The organism is Bacillus sp. FSL R9-9410 (assembly GCF_038050385.1).
In the GTDB taxonomy this organism is placed as follows: domain Bacteria; phylum Bacillota; class Bacilli; order Bacillales; family Bacillaceae_G; genus Bacillus_A; species Bacillus_A cereus_U.
This window is the reverse complement of record NZ_JBBOTV010000001.1, coordinates 4,352,501-4,366,603: the sequence shown is the minus strand read 5'-3', so window position 1 is coordinate 4,366,603 and position 14,103 is coordinate 4,352,501. Positions and strand designations below refer to the sequence as shown.

The following is a 14,103-nucleotide window of genomic DNA, read 5'->3' as shown; positions in this document are numbered from 1 at the left end:
GCTATTATAATATAACTTCCCTGACAGTTAACGTCAGGGAAGTTATCATACTTGATGAAATTTTATTAATTCCGACAGAACTTCAATAAGTCTTTTCTTAAGACTTATTGGCTCAATAACTTTAATAGATTTATTGTACGGTAAAAGTAAATAAGGTACATATGTATGTATCATATCTTTTTCAAGAAGAAAAACTGCTTGATTTGAAGTCCGTTCTTGTAAATAATGTCCTAAAAACCAATGTTGGCAAATATCAGCCAATACACTTTTATCCCCATTAATAACCAAAGAAATAATCCCTTCCTTATCTTCTATAGTTGGAAGAAGACTTTTTATAAAAAAGTCACGTGCTGAAAAATTTTCTGGCCGGTTAAACTTATTTTCGGTTAGCATTAGACTTTCAATTCGATCTACTCTAAAACTACGGATATCATTCCTAAGATGACAAAATCCAATCACATACCACTTATTATTCCAATAGATAATTCTGTACGGATCGACCAATCTATAATTTAATTGCTTTTCGCCACTTTTATGGTAAAGAATTTTTACTGAGTACCCGTCAGCTACGGCCTGTTCCAACTCCTTCAAAAAAGGTTCTATAGAGAGTGAACTTAATCGACTTATTACTTCAAGACTAGTTAAATGTTGGTTTATCTTTGTTTCCTGCTCTTGATTTGAGTATTTACTTAGTTTTGAAATGGCCCTATTTAGTGCTTCACCTCCATAATATCCGGCTTCTTCTGCAAAAACAGCAGCGTGAAATAGTGAAGTTTGCTCCTCAAAATCAAAAAAAAGAGGAGCCTCAATAAAATTGTTCAATAAAGTGTATCCACCGTTATGTCCTGGTTCTGAAATTATAGGTACGCCACTTGTTGAAATTGTATCAATATAACGATACACAGTCCTTATATTCATCTCTAACTTTTCTGAAATTTGTTTTGCAGTAATTTTTTCACCTGAACGAAGCATCCATAGAATTGCTAACATATTGTCAATTTTAGGCATATAATTCCACCTCTATATGAAATTTATTTTCTATTATATATTTCCGATTTTTGATATAACTCATCAACTGTTCCTTTCCGATAGCTTTCTATATAATGAGGCCCTAGACACATTTGTAATTTCACAAATTTGATTTACAGTCATATCTCCCTCTTTATAAAGCTTTACTGCATAATTCATTCCTGCATGATTTTTATGGTACTTCTTTAACCGACCTTTAAACTTTCCTTCTTTCTTAGCCAGTTCAATTCCTTCACGCTGCCGCATACGGATAAGATCACGTTCTAATTGGTTTACACCCGCCATAACCGTAATTAAGAATTGGCTGTAGGGATTATCTTCTGATAAATCTAGCCATGTATCTTTTAAGGATTTTAAATTTGCCTTTTTACTCCGTATGTTATCGATTAATTCAAATAAATCTTGTGTACTACGAGTAATCCGAGTTAAGTCCGTAATATAAATGATGTCACCTTCTTGTATATCCTCTAACATTTTTTGAAGTTGCTCACGATCTTTTGTTGCTCCGGAAACTTTTTCTTCAAAAATAATATCCATTCCGATTTCGTTCAGTTGCTGAAATTGCCTTGAAGGATTCTGGCTAGTTGAACTGACGCGTATATAACCGATTTTTCGCAAAATATCACCTCATTTTTGATACAAGTCTTATGAGACGCTCTTAACTATGATTTTATCAGTTTCCTAAACTCTATTGATATAATAATTGAACTAATTAACTGAATAATTATAGAAATGAGATGATAATGGCTTTAATTCGTGAATAGCAAAGAAGCTACCACATGTTAAATTGAAGTGAACCCGAATAGTGGTACATGAAAAAAGTTTGAAGAAAAAAGTTCATTGTAACAGAATATTTGTTTCATTTATCCCGCTATTTGTGGGCAGTAAAACTCCCACCTCAAAATTCAGCTGGGGCAAAGAAGTTAGGTGGGAGCCCTGCTGCCCGTAAACGCCCGATTGGTGAAGGCTAATAATCAGTGGGGGATCAACAAAACCCCACTGATTAAAGTTTCACTTTATTTGTTTTAAGTAGTTGTATGGTGAAAGTGGTGGCGTTAAAAAGATAATAGCGCCTGCTCTTTTTTCTGAATCTGGCTTTTGAAGAGCGGCGATAATTTCAAAATATAGTTCTTGAAAGTCTTATGTATTACTTTCGCATATAACATTTTGGATAAAGATGTGTGGATTAATGTTTAGACTCTATAATCTTTTTTATAGTTTGGATAGTTTGTTACACGAAATTCCCAAGGGAATCTCTGGGACGGGAAGATCAGTTATGAGTAGTAATATTTGAACTGCTCTTGTACATAGTGTTCAGCTTCTTTATAAGTTCTACTTGTTTCCTCTAGTAGTTGGATAAGAATCTTTTTTTGTGTAGCCTTATAAATAAGATAACTAAAGTATAGTTGGCCACTGGCTGCTATTTGAACAGCATATTTATCCCGCATTAACGGGCAGTAAGACTCCCACCTCAAAATTCGGCGAATGCGAGGGAGTTAGGTGGGAGATCAACTGCCCGTAAAAGCCCGATTGGTTCAACTAATAATCAGTGGGGGATGGATAAAACCCCCACTGATTAAAGTTTCACTTTATCTTTATTATCACGTTGATATAAATAAGTTGAAGGAAGAATGGGTTCATCGGGAATAAATGCAGGTAGTTATATACTCTATTTGTAATTTGGTTGGAAATAATGAAACTATATGCTTTGTTAGCAATGCTATTTGCTCTTCTAACGGAAAAGCTTACTGTTTTCTGTATAGAGATATAGGATACAACTCTTTAAATTTTATAATTTTGGAGCTTTTATATAGAAGATAAGTGTAAGTGGAAAATTATAGTGTGATTACTTAAATGCAAGGAAGTAGTGGTGTATAACAAGAGGTTAGAACATTTGTTCTCGAATGGTGTAATGGGCATACTCAATCAATTGAGGCGCTTATTTTCTATTGGACATATGTGTTTAAAGAAGAGCTGCCATACTAGGCTCGGATTTCCAGTATAGCTTGTAACTTTACATACTTTAGTGAAGTGGTTCTTCAGTAAAGTATGTTTCAATTATTAATATTGGATTTATTGACACTCCCACTGCTAAAGGGGCAACCTGATTAACATCAGTGTGATTCTTGCTACCAAAGGCGAAGTCCATTTTTGGTATCGCTGATGTGCAAGATTGTAGTGTGCCATCACCACTCTCACGATAGACCGTATAGGTTCGTGAGCTACGGTGCTATGACAGCTGCATGTTCATATGTTTTAGTGTCTTGTTCTTGTCTATAGTTGACGTGTATCAAAACAATAAGCGTTTTTCTATGAAAGTATCGTGAAATCTGTAAACGAACCAATTATTCTATTTTCAACTGGTTTTATGAAATAATCTACTGATAGTCCTTTACTCATCATAATTTTTAATATTGATTGAATCTAGTCTATTAGTTGGTTCATTCTATTATGAATGGTTCAGGAGAGTGAATAAGAGTGTGTGTATTGTTAGAAAGAGATATTGTAATTAAGATAAGGAGAGTAAATGAAGTTGCTAGAAAAGAATTTCTTGTGGAACCCAGTAATGTACGGGGGATAATCCTCTTGAAATAGAGAGGCTTGTTAGAGGAGATTAGTAGATAGAGGTAGACTATGATTGCTATTTAGTAAAATCTTTGTGGATTCTTATGTAACCTTTACTAATCGGGAATTTATAGATCGTCAGGCTTACTACTAACTTCTTTGCTTCAGCCGAACTTTGAGGTGGGAGTCTTACTGTCCGCAAATAGCGGGATAAAATGGTGTGAACATATTAAATTAAATATCTTTATAAAAAGGTGTTGACGATTATCCTATAGAGGTGTAATATAGAACAAGTCGCCGATAGCAACAACGCAGAAAGCGACAAAAGAAATAAAAAAACTTGGTTGACATTGAAATATGAAAATGTTAACATAAGGGAGTCGCAAATGAGCGACAAACAAGTTCTTTGAAAACTGAACGAAACAAACAACGTAAACGTCAATTTTTATTTTTAGATGCTAGACAAACTAACTTTATTGGAGAGTTTGATCCTGGCTCAGGATGAACGCTGGCGGCGTGCCTAATACATGCAAGTCGAGCGAATGGATTAAGAGCTTGCTCTTATGAAGTTAGCGGCGGACGGGTGAGTAACACGTGGGTAACCTACCCATAAGACTGGGATAACTCCGGGAAACCGGGGCTAATACCGGATAATATTTTGAACTGCATAGTTCGAAATTGAAAGGCGGCTTCGGCTGTCACTTATGGATGGACCCGCGTCGCATTAGCTAGTTGGTGAGGTAACGGCTCACCAAGGCAACGATGCGTAGCCGACCTGAGAGGGTGATCGGCCACACTGGGACTGAGACACGGCCCAGACTCCTACGGGAGGCAGCAGTAGGGAATCTTCCGCAATGGACGAAAGTCTGACGGAGCAACGCCGCGTGAGTGATGAAGGCTTTCGGGTCGTAAAACTCTGTTGTTAGGGAAGAACAAGTGCTAGTTGAATAAGCTGGCACCTTGACGGTACCTAACCAGAAAGCCACGGCTAACTACGTGCCAGCAGCCGCGGTAATACGTAGGTGGCAAGCGTTATCCGGAATTATTGGGCGTAAAGCGCGCGCAGGTGGTTTCTTAAGTCTGATGTGAAAGCCCACGGCTCAACCGTGGAGGGTCATTGGAAACTGGGAGACTTGAGTGCAGAAGAGGAAAGTGGAATTCCATGTGTAGCGGTGAAATGCGTAGAGATATGGAGGAACACCAGTGGCGAAGGCGACTTTCTGGTCTGTAACTGACACTGAGGCGCGAAAGCGTGGGGAGCAAACAGGATTAGATACCCTGGTAGTCCACGCCGTAAACGATGAGTGCTAAGTGTTAGAGGGTTTCCGCCCTTTAGTGCTGAAGTTAACGCATTAAGCACTCCGCCTGGGGAGTACGGCCGCAAGGCTGAAACTCAAAGGAATTGACGGGGGCCCGCACAAGCGGTGGAGCATGTGGTTTAATTCGAAGCAACGCGAAGAACCTTACCAGGTCTTGACATCCTCTGAAAACTCTAGAGATAGAGCTTCTCCTTCGGGAGCAGAGTGACAGGTGGTGCATGGTTGTCGTCAGCTCGTGTCGTGAGATGTTGGGTTAAGTCCCGCAACGAGCGCAACCCTTGATCTTAGTTGCCATCATTAAGTTGGGCACTCTAAGGTGACTGCCGGTGACAAACCGGAGGAAGGTGGGGATGACGTCAAATCATCATGCCCCTTATGACCTGGGCTACACACGTGCTACAATGGACGGTACAAAGAGCTGCAAGACCGCGAGGTGGAGCTAATCTCATAAAACCGTTCTCAGTTCGGATTGTAGGCTGCAACTCGCCTACATGAAGCTGGAATCGCTAGTAATCGCGGATCAGCATGCCGCGGTGAATACGTTCCCGGGCCTTGTACACACCGCCCGTCACACCACGAGAGTTTGTAACACCCGAAGTCGGTGGGGTAACCTTTATGGAGCCAGCCGCCTAAGGTGGGACAGATGATTGGGGTGAAGTCGTAACAAGGTAGCCGTATCGGAAGGTGCGGCTGGATCACCTCCTTTCTATGGAGAATTGATGAACGCAGTTCATCAATAAACGTTGACTTGTTTTGTTTCGTTCAGTTTTGAGAGAACTATCTCTCAAGTTTAAATGTATGTTCTTTGAAAACTAGATAACAGTGTAGCTCATATTTTTTTAATTTTAGTTTGGTTAAGTTAGAAAGGGCGCACGGTGGATGCCTTGACACTAGGAGTCGATGAAGGACGGGACTAACGCCGATATGCTTCGGGGAGCTGTAAGTAAGCTTTGATCCGAAGATTTCCGAATGGGGAAACCCACTATACGTAATGGTATGGTATCCTTACCTGAATACATAGGGTATGGAAGACAGACCCAGGGAACTGAAACATCTAAGTACCTGGAGGAAGAGAAAGCAAATGCGATTTCCTGAGTAGCGGCGAGCGAAACGGAATCTAGCCCAAACCAAGAGGCTTGCCTCTTGGGGTTGTAGGACATTCTATACGGAGTTACAAAGGAACGAGGTAGACGAAGCGACCTGGAAAGGTCCGTCACAGAGGGTAACAACCCCGTAGTCGAAACTTCGTTCTCTCTTGAATGTATCCTGAGTACGGCGGAACACGTGAAATTCCGTCGGAATCTGGGAGGACCATCTCCCAAGGCTAAATACTCCCTAGTGATCGATAGTGAACCAGTACCGTGAGGGAAAGGTGAAAAGCACCCCGGAAGGGGAGTGAAAGAGATCCTGAAACCGTGTGCCTACAAATAGTCAGAGCCCGTTAATGGGTGATGGCGTGCCTTTTGTAGAATGAACCGGCGAGTTACGATCCCGTGCGAGGTTAAGCTGAAGAGGCGGAGCCGCAGCGAAAGCGAGTCTGAATAGGGCGTTTAGTACGTGGTCGTAGACCCGAAACCAGGTGATCTACCCATGTCCAGGGTGAAGTTCAGGTAACACTGAATGGAGGCCCGAACCCACGCACGTTGAAAAGTGCGGGGATGAGGTGTGGGTAGCGGAGAAATTCCAATCGAACCTGGAGATAGCTGGTTCTCCCCGAAATAGCTTTAGGGCTAGCCTTAAGTGTAAGAGTCTTGGAGGTAGAGCACTGATTGAACTAGGGGTCCTCATCGGATTACCGAATTCAGTCAAACTCCGAATGCCAATGACTTATCCTTAGGAGTCAGACTGCGAGTGATAAGATCCGTAGTCAAGAGGGAAACAGCCCAGATCGCCAGCTAAGGTCCCAAAGTGTGTATTAAGTGGAAAAGGATGTGGAGTTGCTTAGACAACTAGGATGTTGGCTCAGAAGCAGCCACCATTTAAAGAGTGCGTAATAGCTCACTAGTCGAGTGACTCTGCGCCGAAAATGTACCGGGGCTAAATACACCACCGAAGCTGCGAATTGATACCAATGGTATCAGTGGTAGGGGAGCGTTCTAAGTGCAGTGAAGTCAGACCGGAAGGACTGGTGGAGCGCTTAGAAGTGAGAATGCCGGTATGAGTAGCGAAAGACGGGTGAGAATCCCGTCCACCGAATGCCTAAGGTTTCCTGAGGAAGGCTCGTCCGCTCAGGGTTAGTCAGGACCTAAGCCGAGGCCGACAGGCGTAGGCGATGGACAACAGGTTGATATTCCTGTACCACCTCTTTATCGTTTGAGCAATGGAGGGACGCAGAAGGATAGAAGAAGCGTGCGATTGGTTGTGCACGTCCAAGCAGTTAGGCTGATAAGTAGGCAAATCCGCTTATCGTGAAGGCTGAGCTGTGATGGGGAAGCTCCTTATGGAGCGAAGTCTTTGATTCCCCGCTGCCAAGAAAAGCTTCTAGCGAGATAAAAGGTGCCTGTACCGCAAACCGACACAGGTAGGCGAGGAGAGAATCCTAAGGTGTGCGAGAGAACTCTGGTTAAGGAACTCGGCAAAATGACCCCGTAACTTCGGGAGAAGGGGTGCTTTCTTAACGGAAAGCCGCAGTGAATAGGCCCAAGCGACTGTTTAGCAAAAACACAGGTCTCTGCGAAGCCGTAAGGCGAAGTATAGGGGCTGACACCTGCCCGGTGCTGGAAGGTTAAGGAGAGGGGTTAGCGTAAGCGAAGCTCTGAACTGAAGCCCCAGTAAACGGCGGCCGTAACTATAACGGTCCTAAGGTAGCGAAATTCCTTGTCGGGTAAGTTCCGACCCGCACGAAAGGTGTAACGATTTGGGCACTGTCTCAACCAGAGACTCGGTGAAATTATAGTACCTGTGAAGATGCAGGTTACCCGCGACAGGACGGAAAGACCCCGTGGAGCTTTACTGTAGCCTGATATTGAATTTTGGTACAGTTTGTACAGGATAGGCGGGAGCCATTGAAACCGGAGCGCTAGCTTCGGTGGAGGCGCTGGTGGGATACCGCCCTGACTGTATTGAAATTCTAACCTACGGGTCTTATCGACCCGGGAGACAGTGTCAGGTGGGCAGTTTGACTGGGGCGGTCGCCTCCTAAAGTGTAACGGAGGCGCCCAAAGGTTCCCTCAGAATGGTTGGAAATCATTCGTAGAGTGCAAAGGCATAAGGGAGCTTGACTGCGAGACCTACAAGTCGAGCAGGGACGAAAGTCGGGCTTAGTGATCCGGTGGTTCCGCATGGAAGGGCCATCGCTCAACGGATAAAAGCTACCCCGGGGATAACAGGCTTATCTCCCCCAAGAGTCCACATCGACGGGGAGGTTTGGCACCTCGATGTCGGCTCATCGCATCCTGGGGCTGTAGTCGGTCCCAAGGGTTGGGCTGTTCGCCCATTAAAGCGGTACGCGAGCTGGGTTCAGAACGTCGTGAGACAGTTCGGTCCCTATCCGTCGTGGGCGCAGGAAATTTGAGAGGAGCTGTCCTTAGTACGAGAGGACCGGGATGGACGCACCGCTGGTGTACCAGTTGTTCTGCCAAGGGCATAGCTGGGTAGCTATGTGCGGAAGGGATAAGTGCTGAAAGCATCTAAGCATGAAGCCCCCCTCAAGATGAGATTTCCCATAGCGTAAGCTAGTAAGATCCCTGAAAGATGATCAGGTTGATAGGTTCGAGGTGGAAGCATGGTGACATGTGGAGCTGACGAATACTAATAGATCGAGGACTTAACCATATAATATGAAGCTAATGTTATCTAGTTTTGAAGGAATATACCTTCAATAGTTTGGTGATGATGGCAGAGAGGTCACACCCGTTCCCATACCGAACACGGAAGTTAAGCTCTCTAGCGCCGATTGTAGTTGGGACCTTGTCCCTGTGAGAGTAGGACGTCGCCAAGCAAGATAAAAACACAAGTCTTTTGACTTGTGTTTTTTGTGTTTAATAAAATATAGCTTGTCATCTACGTATTTCTGGAGTGATAGATGACAAGCTATATTTATTTTTTTACATCAATCAGCTCAAAACGTTCGCAAACGAGCAGCATATCTTCAGAAAAACTAAGCCCAAGCTCGTTTAGTTCCCCTGTAAAGAACTGAATATGGGTGTCTCTCCAGTAACTATAGGTACGATCGCCTTCACCTTCAGCGATAGCGAATTCTTCAGTTACTTCATTCATTGGTGTTACAGTTACTTCTATTGTTTTAATGATAGCTACAGGTTCATCTTGACTATTGAGTACAATACTATAATCATTGGTTGTTGGTAGCGGTTCGTTTTCTAATTCATAAAAAATATGGCCGGAGCATGTTGCTGTTTTTACACCATCAATGACTAATTGAGCGAGATAATCAGGAGAATCACCAAATTGCCAAGCCATAACGGATTTCGGTTTTTCATTGTTCCCCCAATAAGTATCCCAATATGTTCGTGCTAATGGATTCATTTGTATTTTTACCTCGCTTTAGCTAAGTTGATTTTCTTTATAAACCCTGGGCAATTTGCTTATTTGTAATAGCCTTGTAGTCATTTGAAATTTGTATTGTTGTATTACGGATTAATAAAGGTAATACGCTGACTGGATAGAGTTTGTAAACATGTTCTGTCCATTTATGACCATCTTTCCCGTAGACGCCCATATTAATAGATGGGATGTTTAATTTCCGGATTGTTTTGTATGGTAATGGATATAGTTGTTATGTAGTCTATTTGTGATTTGGACTGCAATAAAATTAGAATCAATGCAAGACAATGTATCACCTACATGTACTTCTCTTCCATAAATATAGAAACAAGGAAGAAGTTTACCTGAAGTTCCTGTATAAATGTAGCGCTGAGTATCTCCATCATATAAAGGTGTTATAAAGTCATTCTTAATAGCCAAACGATACTGTAATTGTTTTTCTTGCTTCAGTCTTTCGAATTCGGTTAAGGCAGAGATAATCTCACGATGTTCTCCTTCTTCATCTCCATTGAATAAGAGTAGTAGATTTCCTTCGAGTAAATGCACATGTTCTGAGAAGTATAGTATATTGGCTAGATGAATGGCAGCACCACCTTTCATATCAAGAGAACCACGGCCGAACAGCCACTCTCCAGGTTTTGGATTGGTTTGAAAATATTGTTCGAGTGTTTCAGGAGAGAAAGCATGTTCTTTTAACGATCCAAGGTCTTCAATGCCGACTATATCTAGGTGTGAATGATAAATAATAGTAGAGAGGGAAGCGTTTTTTTCTTTTACAAATGCAAATACATTTTTTCTACCTATTGGATTATGAGGTACATGTTGAATCCATACGTGTTCAGGGTTGCTTTTGAAAATACTATATAGTTCATCTATAATACTGACCGGGCCATCGGTACCGTTAATACTATTAAATGAAACTAAATGCTTCGTCAACAATTCGATTTGATTTTCTAATTGTAAAGCGTACAGTTGTTTGTATATAGACATAGGATGAAACCTACTTAAATCTTATAATTGGGAGTCTTTCGTAGAGAAGATAAGTGCAAGTGAAAAAACTATAGTACGATTACTTAAATACAAGGAAGTAGCGGCACAGAACGTTCGTTCTGTAGTGGTGTAATGGGCATATTCAATCAATTGAGGTGTTTATTTTTAATTCAGTATATGTGTTTAAAGAGGAAATGCTATTATTAGGTTCGGATTTCAAGTATAGCTTTTAACTTTACATATTTTAATGAAGTGTTGATTGGTAGTAAAGAATATTCAGATTATTAATAGTGATCTATTACCCACTATGCCATATTGAAGTGAGTAATACTAGAGGTGAAATAGATAAAAACCGATATTCCTTGAATATCGGTTTAATAATATGTGACTTATATGAAGCTATAGCAATACGAAAAGTGTAAATACAATGGCTAACAAAATACGATAATATGCAAAAGGTTTTAAACCTATCTTTTCTAAAAGCTTTAGGAAAGTTACTACCGCTAGCATTGCTACAAGAAAAGAGGTAATGAATCCTATCGCAAACATAGGAATATCATCTACACTTAAATACTTCCAACTTTTTAATAAGTCTAACCCTGTAGCTCCGACCATTACAGGAATGGCAATGAGAAAAGAGAACTCAGATGCAGCCTTATAATTTACTTTTGCTAATAGCCCTCCAGAAATAGTAGAGCCCGCTCTAGAGAAGCCAGGATATACTGCTAAGCATTGAAATAATCCAATTGTTAATGCTTGACGGTATGTTAAATCATCTAGTGAAAAAGAGGTTGCCTCTGCCTTTTTTACTTCTGCAAAAATCATAAGAATTGCTCCTGCTACAAGTCCAATTACGACAGTATACGGCTGAAATAAGTATGTTTTAATAACATCATGTAGTATTAAACCAGCAACTACTGCTGGAAATACGCCAAGAAATACATGGAATGCGTTGAATTTTTTCTCTTTCCGTAGAAGAGGTTTAATATTACATAAAGAAACAAGGCGTTTATGATATAAAATAGCAATAGCTAAAATCGCTCCTAACTGTATGACAATTTCAAACGTTTTCGCTCTTTCTCCTTCAAAACCTAATAAATGTCCGACTAATATAAGATGGCCAGTAGAAGAGATGGGTAAAAATTCAGCCAAGCCTTCTACAATGCCAAGTATGAAGGCAATGATAAGATCGCTCATAATTTTACTCCTATAAATTAATGAATATCTACTCTTTTAAAATAGAATAGTGTTGTAATAAATCCGAAAATAGCTGTTACTGCAATGATGATATAAGAATACTCTGGTGGATAAGTCGTTTGTAATTCGTTATTTGCTATATCTAGAGTAGCGGTCCATGGGAATAGGTCTTTATGTTTTGAATTTACGATCATAAGGTTAGTCATTGTAATAATGATTGTTAATATAATAGGCGGTACATAGGTTTTCGTTACAAGAGTTAGTAGTACAATAGGTGAAGACAAAAGAAAGAGAAGTCCACCACATATTAAAAATTTTACGAGAGAGCCTAAAAGTAAGGTGATACTAAATCCAGGGAAGCTACCTATTAGCCCTAATAATAAAGTTAGCGCCCAAGCGACTAAAGTTAGCATCATAATCCAAAGAAATAGAAGGATAAATTTACTTATAATAAAGCTAATACGTGATACTGGGATAGTTAGCAAATTTTTTAATGTATCTTCCGTGTATTCGCGGGTAAATAGATAAGCGATTACAACTCCATATAAGGAGAATCCTATAACTAAAGTAGTATACAAGTTAACTTCAGTGAATAATTGATGAAACAAAATAGTGGGGGTAGGCTGTTTTGTTTTTATATGTATATAAGATGCTACAACTACTAGAAAAGGTGCGACACCTGCCCCGATAATACTAATCAAAAACATATTAGAGCGTTTTAATTTTAATAGTTCTGTATAGAGTAGATTAACCAATTGTGCCACCTCCAACTAGTTTGGTGAAATAATCTTCTAGTCTATCTTCGCTCATCATAATTTTTAATACTTCAACATCATTACGAACTAACGTTCTATTGATGTGTCCTTGCTGTCCAAAGTGAGAATAAACGCGAATATTTCCTTCATCATGTACCTCATAATCAAAAATTTGAAAATGATTTTCTAATAGCATCGCAGCTTTATTATCATTATTTACCTGGAATTCTATGTACTTACGATTGGCCTTACGCAGTGTATCAAGAGAAACTTCTTCTAATAACCGTCCTTCATGAATAATTCCCATACGATCGACTAGTTGTTCCACCTCAGCTAATATATGACTAGAAATGAGTATCGTTATATTTCTGTCTTGAGCTAAAGATTTAATGAGTTTTCGCATTTCTTTAATACCGATTGGATCTAGTCCGTTAGTTGGTTCATCTAGTATGAGTAGTTCAGGATAATGGAGAAGAGCACGTGCAATTCCTAAGCGTTGCTTCATTCCTAAAGAGTATTTTCCTACTAGTTTTTTTGTTTCGTGCTGCAAGCCTACAATTTCTAATGCTTCTTCAACTGCATTCCTTTTGTGAACTCCAATTATCTTTGCATTAATTAATAAGTTCTCTCTTGCAGTTAAGTTTTCATAAAATCCTGGGACTTCAACGATAGAACCAATTCTTCTTAAAATGTCTTTTGGATTCCGAAGTAAATCCTCACCGAATATTTCTATATTTCCACTTGTAGGTTTTATAAGACTAAGCAGCATACGGATTGTAGTTGTTTTACCAGCACCGTTACGCCCTATGAATCCATAAATCTCACCTTGTCGTACATTCATATTTAGATTATCTACTGACTTTTGGGTCCCATAAACTTTAGTAAGGTTTGTCGTTTTTATAATTGTATTTATAGGGGGCACCTACTTTCTATAAGTTCTTAATTACATAATAAAAAGGAAGGTTTAACTGCATATTAATCATTTCTTAACTATTTCTTAAAAGTAGTGTGTTTTGGGACGGAAAAACCAAAAGTAGTTCGTTCCTGGGGAATACTGTCAACCCATATACGCCCACCATTTTTTTCAACGAGGGCTTTAGAAATAGAAAGTCCGAGGCCACTACCACCGTAAGAAGGATTTCTTGATTGTTCGCTGCGGTACATCCGCTTAAATACGTTTTGTAAATCATGTTTTGGAATACCGGGTCCCTTGTCCCAAATAAGAAGCTCATATTCTGTATTGGTTTCTAGTAGTTCGACTCCTACTATTTTCCCAGCTTTTCCGTGATGGATAGCGTTTTTTATTAGATTACCTATAATTCGTATAAGGCTAAGGTGATCTGCAATAATAGGAGAAGTAGATTCTGGTATGAGAACTTGTAGTTCAATTTTATGTTTTGATAGCTCGGGTGAAAATTCGATTAATACTTCTCTAGTAACTTCAGAAAAATCGAGTTCTTCTTCTTTTAATGGAAATTCATCAGCATCTAGCTTGGCCATATTAAAGATTTCATCGACCAGATGTTTTAAGTCATTCGATTTCTTATAAAGTATTTCAAGATATTCTTGCTTTTCTACTTCAGAAGTAGCGACATCATCTTTTAAAGCATCAATATATCCAATAATAGAAGTGAGTGGTGTCCGGATATCATGTGAGATATTAGATAAAAGTTGTTTTCTAGCTTCTTGGGATTTCTTTGCTTCGATCTGACCCTTTTCTAATGCAGCTATTAATTCGTTTATTG

General features: G+C 40.0%; 8 protein-coding genes and 3 rRNA genes (1 of these 11 running past the window's edge). 3 read left to right on the top strand and 8 right to left on the bottom strand.

Annotated features, from left to right (window positions below):
* Nucleotides 1–45: 45 nt before the first annotated feature.
* Nucleotides 46–1,008 (bottom strand): helix-turn-helix transcriptional regulator, encoded by a 963-nt coding sequence (locus tag MKX77_RS22545; RefSeq protein WP_016094054.1) that lies wholly within the window; start codon nucleotides 1,006–1,008, stop codon nucleotides 46–48.
* Between the two features lie 63 nt (nucleotides 1,009–1,071).
* Nucleotides 1,072–1,647, bottom strand: coding sequence for a recombinase family protein (locus MKX77_RS22540; RefSeq protein ID WP_341307853.1), 576 nt, complete (start codon nucleotides 1,645–1,647; stop codon nucleotides 1,072–1,074).
* A 2,420-nt stretch (nucleotides 1,648–4,067) separates the two neighbouring features.
* Between MKX77_RS22540 and MKX77_RS22535 the strand changes: the two genes are divergently transcribed.
* From MKX77_RS22535 to rrf, 3 genes are all read left to right on the top strand, one after another.
* A 16S ribosomal RNA gene (locus MKX77_RS22535) occupies nucleotides 4,068–5,619 on the top strand.
* A 146-nt stretch (nucleotides 5,620–5,765) separates the two neighbouring features.
* Nucleotides 5,766–8,687 (top strand): 23S ribosomal RNA (locus MKX77_RS22530).
* A gap of 50 nt (nucleotides 8,688–8,737) precedes the next feature.
* Nucleotides 8,738–8,853 (top strand): 5S ribosomal RNA (gene rrf / locus MKX77_RS22525).
* Together the 16S, 23S and 5S rRNA genes form the textbook arrangement of a ribosomal RNA operon.
* A gap of 98 nt (nucleotides 8,854–8,951) precedes the next feature.
* On the opposite strand, the gene MKX77_RS22520 is transcribed toward rrf, so the two are convergent.
* The 6 genes from MKX77_RS22520 to MKX77_RS22495 all read right to left on the bottom strand — a co-directional run.
* Nucleotides 8,952–9,398: an ASCH domain-containing protein gene (locus MKX77_RS22520; RefSeq protein WP_341307852.1), complete on the bottom strand. Its 447-nt coding sequence runs from the start codon at nucleotides 9,396–9,398 to the stop codon at nucleotides 8,952–8,954.
* Between the two features lie 210 nt (nucleotides 9,399–9,608).
* Entirely contained in the window at nucleotides 9,609–10,406 is a 798-nt protein-coding gene (locus tag MKX77_RS22515; RefSeq protein WP_341307851.1) for a M20/M25/M40 family metallo-hydrolase, read from the bottom strand.
* Nucleotides 10,407–10,805: 399 nt separating this feature from the next.
* On the bottom strand, nucleotides 10,806–11,603 hold the full coding sequence (gene uppP / locus MKX77_RS22510) for an undecaprenyl-diphosphate phosphatase UppP (RefSeq protein WP_341307850.1): 798 nt from the start codon (nucleotides 11,601–11,603) through the stop codon (nucleotides 10,806–10,808).
* Nucleotides 11,604–11,620: 17 nt separating this feature from the next.
* On the bottom strand, nucleotides 11,621–12,358 hold the full coding sequence (locus MKX77_RS22505; protein WP_341307849.1) for an ABC transporter permease: 738 nt from the start codon (nucleotides 12,356–12,358) through the stop codon (nucleotides 11,621–11,623).
* On the bottom strand, nucleotides 12,351–13,280 hold the full coding sequence (locus tag MKX77_RS22500) for an ABC transporter ATP-binding protein (protein WP_341307848.1): 930 nt from the start codon (nucleotides 13,278–13,280) through the stop codon (nucleotides 12,351–12,353). The genes MKX77_RS22505 and MKX77_RS22500 overlap by 8 nt, the downstream gene beginning before the upstream one ends.
* A 68-nt stretch (nucleotides 13,281–13,348) precedes the next feature.
* Nucleotides 13,349–14,103, bottom strand: partial view of a sensor histidine kinase gene (locus MKX77_RS22495; protein WP_341307847.1) — the 3' portion only. Its footprint extends 259 nt past the window's final position; only the last 755 of its 1,014 coding nucleotides appear in the window; the start codon falls outside the window, past its right edge; its stop codon occupies nucleotides 13,349–13,351.

Bases quoted from the DNA above. Each gene is read 5' to 3' on its own strand.
- uppP (WP_341307850.1), bottom strand. From the start codon at position 11,603: ATGAGCGATCTTATCATTGCCTTCATACTTGGCATTGTAGAAGGCTTG.
- MKX77_RS22515 (WP_341307851.1), bottom strand. From the start codon at position 10,406: ATGTCTATATACAAACAACTGTACGCTTTACAATTAGAAAATCAAATC.
- MKX77_RS22545 (WP_016094054.1), bottom strand. From the start codon at position 1,008: ATGCCTAAAATTGACAATATGTTAGCAATTCTATGGATGCTTCGTTCA.
- MKX77_RS22520 (WP_341307852.1), bottom strand. From the start codon at position 9,398: ATGAATCCATTAGCACGAACATATTGGGATACTTATTGGGGGAACAAT.